Here is an 18,379-nt window from a genome sequence, read left to right as displayed (position 1 = left end):
GCTGGCGAACGCCGTCCGGACGGTGTCACCGGTTAAAGCCCCGCCGAGCCCTTCTACTAGACTGGGTGTTAGTGCCCGCCGGACGCGTCCAGCGAGCATCGCTCCTGCTTTTGCCATGGCCCTGCCTGGTGAAGACCATTTCCGACTCGTAGCTAAGAACAGTAGATGACTGACACTTTGCCGGGCGCCGCCATCCCGAACCCTCTGGATGAAGCCGCCATCACCGCTGCCGTTGAGGAAGCCGTCGCCGCGATTGCTGCCGCATCCTCCCTCGAAGAACTCAAAGCCGTCCGCTTGGCGCACACCGGCGAGAAGTCGCCTTTGAGCCTTGCCAACCGTGAAATCGGTGGCCTGCCCAAGGAGCAGAAGGCCGCCGCAGGCAAGCTCATGGGTTCCTCCCGTGGCCGCGTCAACCAGGCGCTCGCGGCACGGACTGCCGTGCTCGAAGCCGAAAACGACGCCCGCATCCTTGTGGAGGAAACCGTCGACGTCACGGCAGCGCCGCGGCGACGCCGTGCCGGCGCCCGCCACCCGCTCTCCACGCTGCAGGACCGTGTGGCGGACATCTTCGTGGGTATGGGCTGGGAGATCGCCGAAGGGCCCGAGGTCGAGTCCGAGTGGTTCAACTTCGACGCCCTCAACTTCAAGCCCGACCACCCCGCCCGCGAAATGCAGGACACCTTCTTCGTGGAACCTCCCGAGGCTCACTTGCTCATGCGCACGCACACTTCCCCGGTGCAGGTCCGTTCCATGCTGGAGCGCGAAGTGCCCATCTATGTGCTGTGCCCGGGCAAGGTATTCCGCACCGATGAACTCGATGCCACGCACACGCCCGTGTTCCACCAGTTCGAGGGCCTTGCCATCGACAAGAAGCTGAGCATGGCTGACCTGCGCGGAACTCTGGAGCACTTCGCCCGGCAGATGTTCGGTGACGAGGCACAGATCCGCCTGCGTCCCAACTACTTCCCGTTCACCGAGCCGTCCGCGGAGCTGGACATTTGGCACCCCGGTGCCAAGGGCGGCCCTCGCTGGATCGAATGGGGCGGCTGCGGCATGGTCAATCCCAACGTCCTGCGCGCTGCCGGCATCGACCCGGACGAGTATTCAGGATTTGCCTTCGGCATGGGCATCGAGCGCACGCTCATGTTCCGCAATGAGGTCGGCGACATGCGCGACATGATCGAAGGCGATGTACGTTTCAGCGAGCACTTCGGGATGGAGATCTAACAGTGCGTATCCCACTTTCATGGCTGCGTGAATTCGCGCAGGTTCCGGCCGACGCAACGGCCGAAGACGTCATGGCGGAACTCGTCAAGGTCGGCTTTGAAGAAGAAGCGGTCCACCGCCCCACGGACGAACTCAAGGGTCCCATCGTGGTGGGCCAGGTCCTGAGCCTCGTCAAGGAACCGCAGAGCAACGGCAAGACCATCAACTGGTGCCAGGTCCGCGTGGTCCCCGAAGGCCAGGAGCAGGCCCTGACCGGCAAGGGCATCGACCCCTCCGGTGTGCAGGGCATCATTTGCGGTGCCCACAACTTCGTCGAGGGAGACAAGGTTGTGGTCACCCTCCCGGGCGCCGTGCTCCCGGGTGACTTCCACATTTCCGCGCGCAAGACCTATGGGCACCTGTCCGCAGGCATGATCGCCTCCGTACGCGAACTCGGCATCGGTGAGGACCACGACGGCATCCTGGTGCTTTCCCGCATTGGCCTGGATCCCGAAATCGGCACCGACGCCATGTCCCTCCTTGGCCTCTACGACGAAGCCGCCGAAATCAACGTCACTCCGGACCGCGGCTACGCGTTCTCGATCCGTGGCGTGGCCCGCGAATATGCCCACGCCACCGGAACCGTCTTCACGGACCCGGCAGCGAAGGTCAATGCCCCTGTGGCACTCTCCGGTGGCTACGGCGTCAAGCTCAATGACGACGCTCCCATCTACGGCAAGCCCGGTTGTGACCGCTTCGTGGCCCGCACGGTCCGCGGCGTGGACGCCACCCGCCCCACCCCGCCGTGGATGGTCTCTCGGCTGCGCCTGGCAGGCATCCGCTCCATTTCGCTGCCTGTGGACATTTCCAACTACGTGATGCTCGAACTCGGCCAGCCGAACCACTGCTACGACCTCGACAAGCTTTCCGGCGACATCGTGGTCCGCCGCGCAGTCGCGGGGGAGAAGATCACCACCCTCGACGACAAAGTGCGTGCGCTCGACGTCGAAGACCTCCTGATCTCCGACGACTCCGGCGCGATCGGCATCGCCGGCGTCATGGGCGGAGCCAACACCGAGGTTTCCGATTCGACCACCAACATCCTGGTCGAGGCTGCGCACTTCGATGAGGTCTCGATCGGCCGCTCGCGCCGCAGGCACAAGCTACCGTCCGAGGCGTCCAAGCGCTTCGAACGCGGAGTGGATTGGCAGGTTGCCAACGTTGCTGCCCAACGCGTCGTTGACCTCCTGGTTGAACTGGCCGATGGAACGGCCGACGAAGCCGGCACCGACGTCGGGACAGCACCGGACGCCGTGACCATCGAGCTGCCGGCCGGTTACGCGGCCTCCAGGATCGGTATCGACTTCACGGAAGAGCAGATCACGGGTTCCCTTAAGGACCTCGGCGCCATCGTCCTGAGGGACGAGGTGGGCGGCTCCTATGTGGTCACGGCACCGAGCTGGCGCAATGACCTGGAAACCAAGGAAGACCTCTCCGAGGAAATCGCAAGGCTGGTTGGCTACGACAACATCCCGGCCACCCTTCCCGTCGCCCCTCCAGGACGCGGCCTGACCCGGACCCAGCAACAGAAACGCCGCGTGGTCCAGGCGCTGGCCGACGCAGGGCTCACCGAGGTCCTCTCCTATCCGTTCGTCTCCAAGTCGGCCAATGACACCTTCGGAGTTGCGGAGGAAGGTGCGGCACGCACCGCCCTCAAACTGGCCAACCCGATCAGCGAGGAACACGGTTACCTGCGTACCTCCGTGCTTCCCGGCCTGATCGAGGTCGCCCGCCGCAACCACTCCCGCGGGTTCCGGGACCTCGCGCTCTTCGAGGCAGGCTCGGTGTTCCTTCCGGACGGCCAGCTGGGCACGGCGTCCATCCCGCCGCTGGGCGTCAAGCCTTCCGACGAGGTCCTTGACGGACTGTACGACGGCGTCCCGGACCAGCCGCTGCACATCGCCGCTGTTTTGACAGGCCATGATTCCCCGGCAGCCGCGGCCCACACTCCGCGTGCCTGGGACTGGGCCGACGCCCTGGATGTTGCCCGGCTCGTCGGCGACGTCCTCGGAGTGGAGCTCGTGGTCAGCCAAGGCAGCCACCAGGCGTTCCACCCGGGCCGTGCCGCCCAGTTGGCGCTCCGCTCCGGCGACGTCGTGGGCTACGCCGGCGAATTGCACCCCAAGCTGCTCGCCGCACATGACATGCCGGCACGCTCCGTGGCGCTCGAGCTCAACGCGGATGCACTATTCGACGCCGCTCCGGACGTCATTGTTGCCAAGCACATCTCCGGTTTCCCGGTGGCCACCCAGGACGTTGCCCTCGTGGTGCCGCAAGACGTTCCGGCGGACGCCGTCCTGGCCGCCCTCCGGGAAGGCGCCGGCGAGCTCCTCGAAGACGTCGCCTTGTTCGATGTCTACGCGGGCCAGGGCATCGAAGACGGCAAGAAGTCGCTTGCCTTCGGGCTGCGGTTCCGTGCCACGGACCGCACCTTGACCGCAGACGAGGCATCGGAGGCCCGCGAGGCCGCAGTCGCCGTCGCCGCAGAGCGATTCGGAGCAGTCCAGCGCTGACGAGGATCAACCCGGGGATCCAGGGGCTGGCTGTTCACATCCAGTCCCTGGATCCTGCCGATTCCGCCGCCATCGAAAAGATTGCTGCGGAATTGTTGTCTCCGGCCGAAACCCTGAGGGGAGACGCCATGGCCCCGGCCCTGCGCCTGGAGTTCCTCGCGTCCAGGCTGGCGCAGCAGGACTTTGCCGCCACCCTCCTGGGTGTTCCCGCCTCGAAGCTCCAGGCCGCGTATGAGTGCCCGGAATGCGGTGCTGGTCCCGGCATCGCCCATGGTCGCCCCGGATACGTGCTCGACGGCGGCCCCGCACCCCTGGCGCTCAGCGCCTCACGGTCGTCGGGCTGGGTGTTGTTTGCCGCCGTCGTGCATCCGGAACCGGGGCTCCGGGTGGGCGTCGATCTGGAGAATGCGACCGGTACGGAGTTCGCCGGCTTTGACGACGTTGCCCTGACCGCACGGGAGCGGCGCCATCTCAAGGCGCTGGAACCCGGGCGCCGGGCGCAATCGCGCGCACGCTTGTGGGCGCGCAAGGAAGCCTGGTTGAAGATGACGGGGGAAGGGCTCAGGGTGGCCCCGGATTCCCTTGAGGTGCTTGATAGGCCGGGGCTGTGGGATCTGGAGCTTCCGGCCAGCGCCGACGGCCATGATCTTCCTGCCGGACTGGTTGCTGCCCTCGCGGTAACGTCCCGCTGAATCCTTGGATTAGCTGAATTTCGGGATCAGCCGAAAGCGGGCAGCTTTGCTTGGTACAGCCACGGCTCCAGGACAGCGGCCGCGTCGAGCCCCGGGACGTAAGCGTTGGCCGCGGCGATGAATTCCGCCGTGGACACCGAGCTGTGGCGCTTGGCCCCGGTCCAGTGCCGCAACATTCCGAAGAACGCCGCGTCACCGCATGCAAGGCGGACGGCGTGGAGGGCGAGGGCCCCGCGCTTGTAGACGCGGTCATCGAACATGTGCTCGGGTCCGGGGTCGCCGATCACCAGGTCCTGGGCGCCGGCGTCGAGCTTGCGCCACGCGGCCCTTGCACGGTTGGCGAGGGACATGACGCCTGCCTCCTCGGACCAGATCCACTCGGCGTAGCAGGCGAAGCCCTCATGCAGCCAGATGTCCCGCCAACTGCTCACAGTGAGCGAATTGCCGAACCACTGGTGGGACAGCTCGTGGGCGATGAGGCGCTGCGCATCCCACGATTGCTCCATGTGGTTCCGGCCAAAGATCGAGAGGGTCTGGGCCTCAAGGGGGATTTCCAGCTCGTCCTCGGTCACCACGGCCGTGTATTCGGCAAAGGGATATGGGCCGAAACACTCCACAAACGTGCGCATCATGTCGGCCTGCCGAGCCAGGCCTTCGCGGGCCTCGGTCAACAAACCGGGGGAGACCGCAACGAACTGGGGCACCGGAGCCTGCCGCAGGGCTTCTGCATGATGGGCCGTCCCCGTGCGGACCCCACTGGGGGCGGGGCTGAGCTGGTGGAGCCGGTAGCGTCCGATTTGCACAGTGGCGAGATAGCTTGCCATCGGCTCGCCTTGTTCGTAGACCCAGGTTTCGCGGCTTGATTTCCTGCTGTGGGAGACCAGGCGGCCGTTGCAGATCGCACGGTAGTTGTCGTCGGTGGTGATACTGATCAAGTAGCTGGACTTGTGCCGCGGATGGTCGTTGCACGGGAACCAGGAAGCGGCGCCGTTCGGCTGTCCGGCAACCAGCACGCCGTCGTCGAGCTCTTCCCAACCGACCTCGCCCCACAGGCCCCGGCGCGGCTTCGGGTTGCCGTCGTAGCGGAGTTCAACCGTGAAGTGCTGGCCTGCCCTCAAGCGGTCCTTGGTGGTGATCACGAGGTGCTCGCCGCGGGTACTGAACTTCGGCACTTTCTTGCCGTCGACGAGGATTTTGGAAGCCTTCAGGCCCACCAGATCGAGCATCACCGAGTCCGCGTCTTCGAAGGCTACGCAGCGAAGCACGGCGCGGCCGTTGAGCCGGTTGCTGCCCAGGCTGTAGTCCAGGTCCAATTCATACCTCAGCACCTGGAATGCCGTGCTTCCGTGGTGCAGGGTGTAGGGATCGGCGGCAGTTGTGGTTATTCCTGGTTCGCTAGGGCTCATGTGTGCTGGCTGCCTCCGTGTAGCTTGTTGTGCTGCTGTTGTCATGGGCTGGTATTTCACGCCCTCTTGCCAATTTACGCTACGGTCCGGACCACGGGCTGACGGGGTTGCCCATCCAGTAAGTGCCCGCGGGAACAGTCTCGCCGCGCATGACCAGCGACGCCGGTCCCACCGTTCCGCCCGCCCCGATACTCGCGCGCGGCAGGATGACGCCGTGCGGGCCCATCGTGGCGCCGTCTCCGAGGACCACCGTGTCTATGCTCATGATGCGGTCGTGGAAGAGATGGGTCTGGACCACGCAGCCACGGTTCACCGTGGAGCTTTCGCCGAGAGTGACGAGGTCGGCTTCCGGCAGCCAGTAGCTCTCGCACCAGGTACCCCGGCCGATTTTCGCTCCGAGCGCCCGGAGCCACCACACCAACGCCGGCGTGCCGGATGCCGAACGCGCAAACCAGGGAGCGCTGACCATCTCGATGAAGGTGTCCACCACTTCGTTGCGCCAGATGAACGAGCTCCACAGCGGATGCTCGCCCTCTTTGATGCGTCCCACCAATATCCACTTCGCGGCGACCGAACTGGCCGCGGCCACGGCACCCGCGGCGAGGACCACGACGCCACCAAGGACGGCAGCGAGCCAGTAGGAGCTCTCGGTGGCGATCCAGTCGAGGACCAGCATGATGCCGACGGCGATCCCCACTGTCAGGATGACCGGCACCAGCCGGCATAGTTCCCAGAGGGCCCGTTTGGTTTTGAGGGCCAGCGGCGGGTTGAAGGTGAGGCTCTGATCGGCGTCGACGACGGTCCGGCGCAGCCTGACGGGAGGGCTGCCCAGCCAGGAGGTGCCCGATTTGGCCTTGGCCGGCGTAGCGGACAGCACCGCGACCAGTGAGTTCTTGGGCACGCTGCGGCCTGCGGCGGTCATACCGGAATTGCCGAGGAACGAGCGTTTGCCGATCTTGGCCGGCCCGATCTTCATCCAGCCGCCGCCAAGCTCGTAGGAGGCCACCATGGTGTCGTCCGCGAGGAACGCGCCTTCGCCGATGGTCGTCATGCGTGGCAGCAGCAGCACCGTGGAAGCCTCCACGTTACGGCCTACCTTGGCGCCCAGCAGGCGCAGCCACACTGGTGTGAAGAGGCTGGCGTAGATGGGGAAGAGCAGGTCCCGCGCCATGTCCAGCACACGTTCAGTGGCCCAAACCTGCCAGCCGACCCGGCTGCGGACCCGATAGTACCCCTCCTTGAGACCGACGCCGAGCATCCGGGTGGTCACCAGGATCAACAGGAGATTGCAGAAGAACCAAGCCAGTGCCGCCAAGGGAATGGCAAGCAGGAGTTCGGGGAACGCATCCTGCAGGGAATTCCTTCCTTGGATGAAGGCCAGGATGACGATCGCGGCGACGAATGCCGAAATGTAGGGGATCAAGGCGAGCAGCGCCGAGGCCGCAGCGAATGCCGCAAACCAGAGCCTGCCGATCAGGTGGTGTGACGAGGGGGTCTCGGGCCAGCCATTCTTGGCTTTGCCGCGGCGTTCGGCGGGGGAGCCGGCAACAAGATGCCCGGCCTTGACCTTGCCCAACACTGCGGAACCGGGCTCCACGCGTGCACCTGCGCCGATGCTGGTTCCCGGCATGAGCGTGCTGCGGGAGCCCACAGTGGCGCCTGCTCCCACATGGATGGCACCGATGTGGACGTAGTCACCGTCGATCCACCAGGCGGAGAGATCCACTTCGGGTTCGATGTTGCAGCCGCTGCCCAATGACAGGAGTCCTGTGACGGGAGGCAAGGAGTGCAAATGGACGTTGTTCCCGATCTTCGCACCCAGCGCCCGGGCGTAGTACGGAACCCACGGGGCGCTGGCGAGGCTGATGGCGCCCGAAAGGTCCTGGATTTGTTCGGCCAGCCACAGCTTCAAGTGGACTTTGCCTGAGCGCGGGTAGGTTCCGGGACTAACTCCACGCAAGAGGGTTCGGGCGGCGAGGATCGAGATGCCCATGCGTCCCGGCGGGCTGACGAACACCAGCCAAGATGCCAGGATCCACCACCAGGACACCACGGGAGCGGCTGTGAAACCGGCGAAGTCGGCCAGCAAATGGTTCGCGGCCATGAGGTACGTGAGCCAACGCATGCCCACCAGGATGTTGAGGAAGATCCCCATCAGGGTCTGGAAGATCTGCGATTTCCGGGAGGTGGGGCGAACCGTGCGTTCGGCCGCCGGTCCCTGGATGCCGCCTTCGGGCAAAGACTGCCGAGCGGCGTCGATCAGGGCGCCGACCCGGGGTGTCGCGTAGATTTCGGCCACCGTAATGGTGGGGTACCGCACGCGCAGCGCCGAGACGAGCTGGGCAGCGGCGAGGGAGCCGCCACCATAGGCGAAGAAGTCGGCGTCGAGCGAGGTGACGCCGGAGCCGAGGACGCTTTCCCATTGCTCAACCACCCACTGGGCGTCCTCGGGCAGGTTGAGTGGCGCCTTGTCCGCATCCGCGGCGCCCGCGCCCGCCAACGGCCACGGGAGGGAATGCCGGTCCACTTTGCCGCTGGTCTTCGTCGGAAGCGAATCCACGACCGTCAGCAGGGGAATCAGCGCGGCGGGCAGGCTTTCCGAAAGCAGCTCGCGGGAAGCTGAGAGATCGATGTCCTCGGGTCCGGCCGGAGCCAGGTAACCGACCAGTATCTGGTTCCCTGCCGCCGTCGTGCGGACTGCAGCCGCGGCACCAGCGACCCCCGGTAAGGCCTGCAGGGCGGCGTCGATTTCGCCGAGTTCGATGCGCCGGCCACCCAGCTTGACCTGTTCGTCCGCGCGGCCTTGGAAGATGAGGCCGGCTTCCTCGTAGCGGACGAGGTCGCCGGAGCGGTACGCGCGTTCCCACCCCAGGGACGGCATGGGTGCGTACTTTTCTGCGTCTTTGGCCGGATCGAGGTAGCGGGCCAGTCCGACGCCGCCGATGATCAGTTCGCCCGTCTCGCCTTCCGCGACTGGAACCCCGGCGGCATCGACGACGGCGAGGTCCCAGCCGTCCAGCGGCAGTCCGATCCGGACGGGTCCATCCCCGCCTAGGGGAGCCGCGCAGGCCACGACAGTCGCTTCGGTGGGGCCATAAGTGTTCCATACCTCGCGGCCGTCCACCGCGAGGCGCTCAGCGAGTTCGGGAGGGCAGGCCTCGCCGCCGAAAATGAGCAGGCGCACGTTCTCGAGGGCTTCCGCGGGCCACAGGGCCGCGAGCGTGGGAACGGTAGACACCACTGTGATGCCGTGGTTGATGAGCCATGGGCCAAGGTCCATGCCGGAACGCACCAGGGCGCGCGGGGCAGGGACGAGGCAGGCACCGTTCCGCCACGCCAGCCACATCTCCTCACAGGAAGCGTCGAAGGCCACTGAAAGGCCGGCGAGGACCCGGTCCTGCGGACCTATGGGATCTTGCTGGAGGAAAATCCGGGCTTCGGCGTCAACAAAAGCGGCGGAGGAACGGTGCTGCACCGCAACACCCTTTGGCGTGCCGGTGGAACCTGAGGTGAAGATGACCCAGGAATCGTCATCCAGCCCTGGGGAACGCGGAGCCGGGTGCGGTGTCGGCCGCTCCGCGGACACGTCGATCCTGCGGCCCTTGGTGACGACGGCGGACACTTCGGCTTCTCCGAAAACGAGCCGTGCCCGTTCCTCGGGATCGTCAGCGTCTACGGGTACATAGGCGGCCGCAATCGAGAGGATCGCCAGGATGGCGATGTAGAGATCGTTGGATCCAGAGGGGACCCGCACGCCGATTTTGTCTCCTGGGCCCAGTCCGGCTGCGTTGAGCGAGGCAGCAAAACCGCGCACCTGCGCCAAGAGCTCGGAATAACTCAGCGACTTGTGCCCGTCATCGAGGGCCGAGGCCTCCGGGAATGTCCGGGCCGTGTCCTGGAGGATCTCCATGAGCGTGCGTGCCGGCGGTGCGGCTGCCGAGCCTTGCAGCTGAGGCAGATGCTCTACTTGCAGTTCCAGGCGGTCGGCCGGGAGTTCATGTTCCTGGGTCACGTTCGAAGCTTCTCGGATTGAGGTGAACAAAAAGTGTCAGCGGTCGCGTTGCCGTTGCTTCGATTATGGGACCAACAGTACCTTGCCTGTGGTCTTGCGGGCTTCCAGATCGCGATGTGCCTGGGCGGCTTCGGCCAGCGGGTATGTTCCGCCAATCCGGACCTTGAGTGCGCCGCTGGCTGCAGCGCCGAAGACTTCGGCCGAACGCCAGCGCCGCTCCTGCGGGTTCTGCAGGAAGTGGCCTAGCGTGGGGCGTGTCAGGGACAACGATCCGCCCGCGTTCAGTCGCTGCGGGTCAAAGGGAGGCACGGGTCCGGACGCCGCCCCGAACAGGACGAGCGAGCCGCGGATCCGCAGGCTCGCGAGGGAACCGTCAAAGGTATCCTTGCCGACGCCGTCGTACACCACATTGACTCCTACGCCGTCGGTGAGCTCGCGGACCTTGTCCGCAAATCCGGCGTAGCGCAGGACCTCGTCCGCGCCGGCTTCCCGGGCAAGGGCTTCCTTCTCGTCCGAGGAGACCGTGGTGATGACGCGGGCGCCCCGGGCCTTGAGCAACTGCGTCAGGATGAGTCCCACGCCGCCTGCGCCGGCATGGGTCAGGACCGTCTGGCCCGGTTCCACGCGGAAAGATGAGTTGATCAGGTAGTGCGCGGTCATTCCTTGCAGCGGCAGGGCTGCCGCTGTGTGGTCGTCGACGCCGTCCGGTACCGGAAGCGCTTTGTCGGCGTCTACCAGGGCGTACTCCGCGTAGCTGCGGGATCCTTCAGCGGTAGCGACCCTGTCCCCGATGGTGAAATCCACCACGTCCGCGCCGATGGCCACCACGGTGCCGGCCGACTCGGAGCCGGGAGTGAACGGGTACTCGACCTTGTAGATACCACTGCGCTGATACGTGTCGATGAAGTTCACGCCGGCGGCTGCAACTTTGACGAGGAGCTGGCGCGGGCCCGGGACCGGAACCTCTGCCTCGGTGACTTCAAGGACTTCGGGTCCTCCGGCTTGCCGGGCAATGATCGCGTGCGTCATGGGTCTCCTTCTCCGTCGAGGCACTTTCGTGCCCGCATTCACACAACCATCCTAGGGAGCGGAGTCCGTCGAGTGTCCAGTCAACGGCTTGGGGCCGCGGTTCGCCGTAACGTGTCCGGTGGTAATCCGGGCGTGTCAGCTCCTGCCGTGCGCGGATGCAACAGGGCAGTCAAAGCCGCGGCTCGCTGCGAGTCCTACCTCATTGAGGTACCGCACGACGATGGCGTAGGACTGCATCAACGTGGTTTCGGTGTAGGCGATGGAGTGCGTTTCGCAGTAGCTTCGAACGATCTCCGAGGCGCGGCGCAAGTGTGGGCGGGCCATGTCGGGGAACAAGTGGTGTTCCGCCTGGTGGTTGAGGCCGCCAAGAAGGATGTTCATGAAGGGTCCGCCGGAGATGTTCCTGGCAGTCAGAATCTGGCGACGCAGGAAATCGACGCGCGAGTCGGTCGGCAGAACCGGCATGCCCTTGTGGTTCGGGGCGAAGGAAGCACCCATGTAGAAGCCGAACACCATGATCTGGACGCCCAGGAAGGCAAATGCCATGCCAATCGGCAGGAAGGTGAAGGCGAGGACCGGCAGTGCGAGAAGCCGTGCCAGAAGGATGGGGGTCTCCACCCAGCGGTGCTTGATGGCTCCGGGCCGGCAGATGTACATTAACGACTCCCACTGCAGGCTGATGCCGAGAAGCAGGAGGAGCGGGAAGAAGAACCAGCCTTGCCTGCGCGTGAGGAATGCGAAGCGTCCCTGCCTGCCTGCGGCGGCCTCAACGTGGAAGGCCAGGGCTCCGGTCTTGATGTCCGGGTCCTTGGAAATCACGTTCGGATTGTTGTGGTGTGCGCCGTGCTTCTGTTCCCACCAGGAGTAACTGATTCCGGCAACCGAAGTGGCAAGGATGCGGGCGGACCAGTCATTGGCCCTGCGGGAGGCAAAAATCTGGCGGTGGCCGGCCTCATGGGCCAGGAAGCTCAACTGGGTGCAAAGGATTCCCAGGGCCGCGGCGATGAGGAGCTGGTACCAGCTGGGACCGATCAGCGCGAAGCCGAACCAGGTACCGGTCAGCAGGAGGACCAGGGCGGCAAAAACGCTGATATAAAAGCCGACGCGGCGCTTCAAAAGCCCTTCCGCACGGACCGTCTTGAGGAGCTCGGAATAGCTGAGCACGACGGCGTTGGGTGGCCGGACGCCCTTGGTAGGACGTTCCGTGGTGGAGGTCTGTGACATATGCAGTTGCCCCGTAATACATAACGGGCAACGCTGCAACCGACGATCGGCTGCACGGTCTAGATCACCCTCTATTCAGCATACGCTCCCAAAACCGCGCGCCGAGACGAGCCGCTCCCGGCAGATCCGAAAACAATCATGCATAAATATCGGCAACCATGAATAGTTTTGCTGTATAGTCGTGCCATGACTATTTCTGTTGCCGTCTCCGGTGCCAGCGGCTATGCCGGGGGAGAGGTGCTGCGCCTCCTGGTAGGCCATCCGGACGTCACCATCGGTGCCATCACTGCGCACAGCAATGCCGGTTCAAGACTAGGGGAGTTGCAGCCGCATCTCCATGGTTTGGCCAGTCGGATTCTCGAAGACACCAGCGTGGAAAACCTCGCTGGCCACGATGTGGTGTTCCTGGCGCTCCCGCATGGAGCCTCGGCCGCGATCGCGGCCCAGTTGCCGGAAGGCACGCTGGTGATCGACGCCGGCGCGGACCACCGGCTCGAAGACCCCGAGGCATGGGAAAAGTTCTACGGCTCGGCGCATGCCGGGACCTGGCCTTACGGGTTGCCGGAACTCCCCGGCCAGCGCGACGCACTAAAGGGCGCGAAGCGGATTGCCGTGCCCGGCTGCTACCCGACGTCGGCCCTCCTCGCCCTCACACCTGGCTTCGCCAACAAGCTTCTCCAGCCGGACGACGTCGTGATTGTTTCCGCCTCAGGCACCTCGGGAGCCGGCAAAGCGGCCAAGGTGAACCTCATCGGTTCCGAAGTCATGGGGTCCATGAGTCCCTATGGCGTGGGCGGCGGCCACCGCCACACCCCCGAGATCGAACAGGGACTTTCCAACGCCGCCGGTGAACCGGTTACCGTGTCCTTCACGCCCACGCTCGCGCCCATGAGCCGCGGCATCCTCAGTACTGCAACTGCCAAGGTCAACGCCGGCGTCACTGCAGCCGAACTCCGCAGTGCCTGGGCTGAAGCGTACGACGACGAACCGTTCGTCCACCTGTTGCCCGAAGGCCAGTGGCCCATGACCAAATCGGTGCAGGGTTCCAACCACGCCGTCATGCAACTGGCCTTCGACGAGCACTCCGGCCGCGTGGTTGTCACGTGCGCCATCGATAACCTGACCAAGGGGACCGCCGGCGGCGCTGTGCAGTCCATGAATATTGCCCTCGGCCTGGACGAATCCGCCGGCCTCAACGTCCAAGGAGTTGCCCCGTGACCATCACCGCCCCCCAGGGATTCCGGGCCGCCGGCGTCAAAGCCGGCATCAAGGCATCGGGCAATCCCGACCTCGCCCTGGTCGTCAACGACGGCCCCCTGAAAGCCGCAGCAGCCGTTTTCACCTCCAACCGCGTCGCCGCGGCTCCCGTGCACTGGTCCCGCCAGGTTCTCTCCGACGGGCGCGTTGACGCAGTGGTGCTGAATTCCGGCGGCGCCAACGCCTGCACCGGTCCCCAAGGATTCCAAAATACGCACGCAACCGCCGAGAAAGTGGCCGCCGTCCTCGGGATCTCCGCTTCCGACGTCGTCGTCTGCTCCACCGGCCTCATCGGTGAGCAACTGCCCATGGACAAGATCATCCCGGGCATCGACGCCGCGTTCGCGGAGCTGGCCGAGAACGGTGGTTCCGCCGCCGCCACGGCGATCATGACCACGGACAGCGTGGCGAAGGAAGCAGTCTTCACCGGCACCGATGCCGAAGGCAACACCTTCACGGTCGGAGGCATCGCGAAGGGTGCCGGCATGCTGGCGCCCGGCCTCGCAACCATGCTCGTAGTGCTCACCACTGATGCCCAGGTCCCGGCGGAAGAGCTCGACGTCGTTCTCCGCGACGCCACGCGGGTCACCTTCGACCGCACGGACTCGGACGGCTGCATGTCCACCAACGACACTGTTGTCCTGCTGGCATCAGGGGCCTCCGAAGCCATCCCGTCCGCCGAGCAGCTCGGCGCCGGAGTCACCCAGGTGTGCGCCGAGCTTGCCCGCAAGCTGATCGGCGACGCCGAAGGCGCGAGCCACGACATCGCCATCCGCACGTTCAACGCGGCGAGCGAGCGCGACGCCGAAATCGTCAGCCGTTCCGTGGCCCGATCCAACCTCTTCAAGACCGCCATCTTCGGCAAGGACCCGAACTGGGGCCGCGTCCTGTCCTCGGTGGGCACCACGGACGCCGTCTTCGAAGCGGACCAGCTCAACGTCTCCATGAACGGCATCCAGATCTGCCGCAACGGCAGCATCGGCGACGACCGCAACCTGGTTGATCTCGAGCCCCGCGAGGTGCTCGTGGAAATCGACTTGCAGGCCGGCGACGCCGAGGCCACCATCTGGACCAATGACCTCACGCACGAGTACGTGCATGAGAACAGCGCCTACTCGAGCTAGACGGGGATGACCATGACTGCGCACACCCGCGAAAATACCTCCATGAGCGATGCCCAGGACAAGGCCGCGACCCTGATCGAGGCGCTGCCGTGGATCCAGCGCTTCGCCGGCACCACCATGGTGATCAAATACGGCGGCAATGCCATGGTCAACGAAGAACTTCGACGTGCCTTCGCCGAGGACATCGTCTTCCTGCACCACGTGGGCATCCACCCCGTCGTCGTGCACGGGGGTGGTCCGCAGATCAACTCGATGCTCGGCCGGCTGGGCATCGAATCCGAATTCAAGGGCGGCCTCCGCGTCACCACTCCCGAGGCCATGGATGTGGTCCGTATGGTACTCACCGGACAAGTGGGCCGCGAGCTCGTCGGCCTCATCAACTCCCACGGGCCCTATGCCGTGGGCATGTCCGGTGAGGACGGCGGGCTCCTGCGTGCAGTGCGTACCGGCACCGTGGTGGACGGGGAAGCAGTGGACCTGGGCCTGGTGGGCGAAGTGGTGGGTGTTGATCCCACGGGTATAGAGGACATCCTCGACGCCGGCCGCATCCCGGTGATTTCCACGGTCGCCCCCGAGATCCTCGACGAAGGGGATGGCACGGGCTCCACCACGGGGCAGGTCCTCAACGTCAACGCGGACACCGCAGCAGCGGCCGTCGCCTCGGCACTGGGCGCATCCAAGCTCGTTATCCTGACCGATGTCGAGGGCCTCTACGCAAACTGGCCGGACAAGTCCTCGCTCATCTCCTCGCTGACGGCCACGGAGTTGCGGGAGATGTTGCCGCGCCTGGAGTCCGGAATGATCCCGAAAATGGCTGCCTGCCTGAAGGCCATCGATGAAGGAGTGGAACGGGCGCACATTGTGGATGGCCGCCTGCCGCACTCCATGCTCCTGGAAACCTTTACGACCGCGGGCATCGGAACCCAGGTTGTCCCTGATGAGGAAGTGAACTCATGAACGAAACTGTTGGTTCTCGCTCGACCGCCATCGCCGCGGAGGCCGCCGCAACCACGCTCGTTTCCCAGAGCACGGGAAGTGACTGGCTGGCCCGTTACTCTTCTTCGCTCATGGGCGTCTTCGGCACGCCGCAGCGGGTCCTTGTCCGCGGGGCAGGGGCCCTGGTGTGGGACGCCGACGGCAAGGAATACCTGGACCTCCTGGGCGGTATCGCTGTCAATGCCCTTGGCCATGCCCACCCGTTCGTCACCTCGGTCATCGCCAGCCAGCTGGCCACGCTGGGCCATGTCTCCAATTTCTTCACGAGCCCCACGCAGATCGCGCTCGCCGAGAAGCTGCTGGCCCTCACCAACGCTCCTCCCGGCTCCAAGGTGTTCTTCGCCAACTCGGGCACCGAAGCCAATGAGGCCGCGTTCAAGCTGGCGCGGCGCAACAGTTCTGACACGCGCACCAAGATCATCGCGCTCGAAGGTGCCTTCCACGGCCGCACGATGGGCGCGCTTGCCTTGACTGCCAAGGAAGCGTACCGGGCACCGTTCGAGCCGTTGCCCGGCGGTGTGGTCCACATCCCGTTCGGCGACATCGAGGCGCTCCGTGCCGCCGTCGATGAAAACACGGCCGCAGTGTTCCTCGAGCCCATCCAAGGCGAAGCCGGCGTCCGCCCGCTCAGTGTCGAATACTTGCAGGCGGCCCGCGAAGCCACCACCGCTGCCGGCGCGCTGCTGGTCCTGGACGAGGTGCAGACCGGCATCGGCCGGACCGGCAAATGGTTGGCCAGCGAAGACGCAGGCATCGTCCCCGACGCCGTGACCCTCGCGAAGGGCCTGGGCGGCGGCTTCCCGGTCGGCGCGCTCATCACCTTCGGCGAGCGGACGTCGTCGCTCCTGACCGCGGGCCAGCACGGAACCACTTTCGGCGGGAACCCGGTGGCCACGGCCGCCGCGCTCGCTACCTTGCATGCCATCGAAAACCAAGGCGTGCTGGAAAATGTGCTCAGCGTCGGCGCTCACCTTCGGGCTGGACTGTCCGACGTCGACGCCGTCACTGAAGTGCGCGGCGAAGGTCTCCTGATCGGCTTCGATCTTGACGCCGATATCGCGCCCGCCATGGTGACGGCCGCGCTCGATGCAGGCTTCATCATCAACAGCCCCGGCCCGCGCACCATCCGGCTGGCTCCGCCGCTCATCCTGACCACCGAGCAAGCGGACCGTTTCCTCGACGCGCTGCCGGGCATCATCAAAGCCGCGGCAGCCCTGACCGCTGCACCCCTGACCGCTAAGGACGCACAGTGAACACCACCCGTCACTTCCTCAAGGACACGGACCTCACCCCGGCCGAGCAAGCCGAAGTGCTCGAACTCGCCGTTCGGATGAAGGCCGCACCGTACAGCGTCCAACCGTTCGCAGCTGCCGGCAGCGGGCGGAAGACGGTCGCCGTGATATTCGACAAAACCTCCACCCGTACCCGTGTGTCCTTCGCCACCGGCATCGCCGACATGGGCGGCAACGCGCTCATCATCAATCCGGGCGAGGCGCAGATCGGCCACAAGGAATCCGTGGAGGACACCGCCAAGGTCCTCGAACGCATGGTCTCCACCATCGTGTGGCGGACCTCGGCGCACTCCGGCCTCGTAGCCATGGCCGAAAACTCCAAGGTTCCCGTCATCAATGCCCTGTGCGACGACTACCACCCCTGCCAGTTGCTGGCAGACCTCCTGGCGGTCAAGGAGCGCAAGGGCGAACTCAAGGGCCTCACCATGGCCTACCTGGGCGATGCCGCCAACAACATGGCCAACTCCTATCTGCTCGCAGGAGTCACGGCGGGCATGCACGTCAGGATCTCGGGTCCGGAAGGCTACCTGCCGGCCGCCGACATCGTCGCGGCAGCGGAGGAGCGCGCCGCCGAGACCGGCGGTTCCGTGCTCATCACCACTGACGCCAAGGAAGCCCTCGACGACGCCGACGTTGTCGCCACGGACACCTGGGTGTCCATGGGCCAGGAAGCCGAAAAAGAAGCCCGCATGCAGCTCTTCCGCGAGTACTCCGTGGACGAGGCTGCCATGGCACACGCCGCACCGGACGCCGTCGTGCTCCACTGCCTTCCCGCCTACCGCGGTTACGAGATCTCAGCCGGTGTCATCGACGGACCCCAGTCCATCGTCTGGGACGAAGCGGAGAACCGCTTGCACGCGCAGAAGGCGCTCATGGCCTGGCTGATGCACCGCTCGGGACTGGCCTTCGTCGACGGGCTTTCCCCCGTTGAGGGCACCGGAGAGAGCACGTTCTAGTGTCCACCCATCCAGCATCGCAAGGTGCCAGCCCGGCCACCAAGACCGCCCGACAGGCGCGGATCACCGCGATCCTGACGGGTCAATCGGTGCGCTCGCAGGCAGAGCTCGCAGCCTTGCTGGCGGACGACGGCGTGCAGGTCACCCAAGCGACCCTCTCCCGGGACCTGGTGGAACTGGGGGCGGTCCGCGTGCGCGGCAAGGACGGTGCACTGGTCTATGCGGTGCCCGGCGAGGGTGGAGACCGCAATGCAAAGAGCGGTGTCACCCAGGAAATCCTGGACGCGCGCCTGTCCCGCCTCTGCGGCGAGCTACTGGTCACCGCGGAGGCTTCGGGCAATATCGCGGTGTTGCGGACGCCGCCGGGGGCCGCCAACTTCCTCGCCTTGGCCATCGACCACTCGGTGATGCCGTCTGTATTGGGTACGATCGCAGGCGACGACACTTTGCTTTTGGTTGCCCGGGATCCCGACGGCGGCGCCGAGCTGGCAGCCCGATTCCTCCAGCTGGCCCAGGAAGCCGGACCGGGTAACTAGCCCAGGCCGGCAACTGAAACATTCCGGCACTGTTCCACCCGGGCCTTCGGCCCGACCCAAGCATTTGACTCAAAAG

The 18,379-nt window shown here is 65.5% G+C and carries 13 protein-coding genes; 9 read left to right on the top strand and 4 right to left on the bottom strand.

Translation table 11 applies throughout. The annotated features are described in order from the left end of the window. The first annotated feature begins 165 nt into the window (after nucleotides 1-165). The 3 genes from pheS (at nucleotide 166) to ACSVHC_RS03005 (ending at nucleotide 4,471) form a co-directional block, all read left to right on the top strand. Complete coding sequence (pheS, locus tag ACSVHC_RS03015; RefSeq protein WP_078105647.1) at nucleotides 166-1,227, top strand: phenylalanine--tRNA ligase subunit alpha; 1,062 nt, start codon at nucleotides 166-168, stop codon at nucleotides 1,225-1,227. 2 nt (nucleotides 1,228-1,229) lie between these two features. After that, the gene (gene pheT, locus ACSVHC_RS03010) at nucleotides 1,230-3,779 is read left to right on the top strand and encodes a phenylalanine--tRNA ligase subunit beta (protein ID WP_437773142.1); all 2,550 of its coding nucleotides are present in this window, start codon (nucleotides 1,230-1,232) and stop codon (nucleotides 3,777-3,779) included. Between the two features lie 128 nt (nucleotides 3,780-3,907). Continuing rightward, on the top strand, nucleotides 3,908-4,471 hold the full coding sequence (locus ACSVHC_RS03005; RefSeq protein WP_437773143.1) for a 4'-phosphopantetheinyl transferase family protein: 564 nt from the start codon (nucleotides 3,908-3,910) through the stop codon (nucleotides 4,469-4,471). 26 nt (nucleotides 4,472-4,497) lie between these two features. Here the strand turns inward: ACSVHC_RS03005 and ACSVHC_RS03000 are convergent, their stop codons facing one another. The 4 genes from ACSVHC_RS03000 to ACSVHC_RS02985 all read right to left on the bottom strand — a co-directional run bounded on the left by ACSVHC_RS03000 (nucleotide 4,498) and on the right by ACSVHC_RS02985 (nucleotide 12,142). Beyond that, on the bottom strand, nucleotides 4,498-5,877 hold the full coding sequence (locus ACSVHC_RS03000) for a M1 family metallopeptidase (protein WP_437773144.1): 1,380 nt from the start codon (nucleotides 5,875-5,877) through the stop codon (nucleotides 4,498-4,500). 79 nt (nucleotides 5,878-5,956) lie between these two features. After that, on the bottom strand, nucleotides 5,957-9,787 hold the full coding sequence (locus tag ACSVHC_RS02995; protein ID WP_437773987.1) for a Pls/PosA family non-ribosomal peptide synthetase: 3,831 nt from the start codon (nucleotides 9,785-9,787) through the stop codon (nucleotides 5,957-5,959). Between the two features lie 165 nt (nucleotides 9,788-9,952). After that, nucleotides 9,953-10,918, bottom strand: coding sequence for a quinone oxidoreductase family protein (locus ACSVHC_RS02990; RefSeq protein WP_437773145.1), 966 nt, complete (start codon nucleotides 10,916-10,918; stop codon nucleotides 9,953-9,955). Nucleotides 10,919-11,053: 135 nt separating this feature from the next. Next, nucleotides 11,054-12,142 (bottom strand): fatty acid desaturase family protein, encoded by a 1,089-nt coding sequence (locus ACSVHC_RS02985; protein ID WP_439180576.1) that lies wholly within the window; start codon nucleotides 12,140-12,142, stop codon nucleotides 11,054-11,056. Between the two features lie 186 nt (nucleotides 12,143-12,328). Here ACSVHC_RS02985 and argC point away from each other — a divergent pair, with 186 nt between their 5' ends. From argC to ACSVHC_RS02955, 6 genes are read left to right on the top strand one after another with little or no spacing between them, the layout of a single operon-like run. Then, nucleotides 12,329-13,360 carry an N-acetyl-gamma-glutamyl-phosphate reductase gene (argC, locus tag ACSVHC_RS02980; RefSeq protein WP_437773147.1) on the top strand — a complete coding sequence of 344 codons (1,032 nt, stop codon included), beginning with the start codon at nucleotides 12,329-12,331 and terminating at the stop codon, nucleotides 13,358-13,360. Then, nucleotides 13,357-14,523, top strand: coding sequence for a bifunctional glutamate N-acetyltransferase/amino-acid acetyltransferase ArgJ (gene argJ / locus ACSVHC_RS02975; protein WP_437773148.1), 1,167 nt, complete (start codon nucleotides 13,357-13,359; stop codon nucleotides 14,521-14,523). The genes argC and argJ overlap by 4 nt, the downstream gene beginning before the upstream one ends. A 12-nt stretch (nucleotides 14,524-14,535) precedes the next feature. Next, nucleotides 14,536-15,480 (top strand): acetylglutamate kinase, encoded by a 945-nt coding sequence (gene argB, locus ACSVHC_RS02970; protein WP_437773149.1) that lies wholly within the window; start codon nucleotides 14,536-14,538, stop codon nucleotides 15,478-15,480. Then, nucleotides 15,477-16,772, top strand: coding sequence for an acetylornithine transaminase (locus tag ACSVHC_RS02965; RefSeq protein WP_437773150.1), 1,296 nt, complete (start codon nucleotides 15,477-15,479; stop codon nucleotides 16,770-16,772). The genes argB and ACSVHC_RS02965 overlap by 4 nt, the downstream gene beginning before the upstream one ends. Continuing rightward, the gene (argF, locus tag ACSVHC_RS02960) at nucleotides 16,769-17,767 is read left to right on the top strand and encodes an ornithine carbamoyltransferase (RefSeq protein ID WP_437773151.1); all 999 of its coding nucleotides are present in this window, start codon (nucleotides 16,769-16,771) and stop codon (nucleotides 17,765-17,767) included. The genes ACSVHC_RS02965 and argF overlap by 4 nt, the downstream gene beginning before the upstream one ends. Beyond that, complete coding sequence (locus tag ACSVHC_RS02955; RefSeq protein WP_345449851.1) at nucleotides 17,767-18,303, top strand: arginine repressor; 537 nt, start codon at nucleotides 17,767-17,769, stop codon at nucleotides 18,301-18,303. The genes argF and ACSVHC_RS02955 overlap by 1 nt, the downstream gene beginning before the upstream one ends. Nucleotides 18,304-18,379: the final 76 nt, after the last annotated feature.

The sequence above is a fragment of the Arthrobacter sp. KNU-44 genome, assembly GCF_051843155.1.
Taxonomy (GTDB): Bacteria; Actinomycetota; Actinomycetes; order Actinomycetales; family Micrococcaceae; genus Arthrobacter.
The sequence above is the reverse complement of the archived record's forward strand: the minus strand, read 5'-3'. Positions and strand labels throughout refer to the sequence as shown.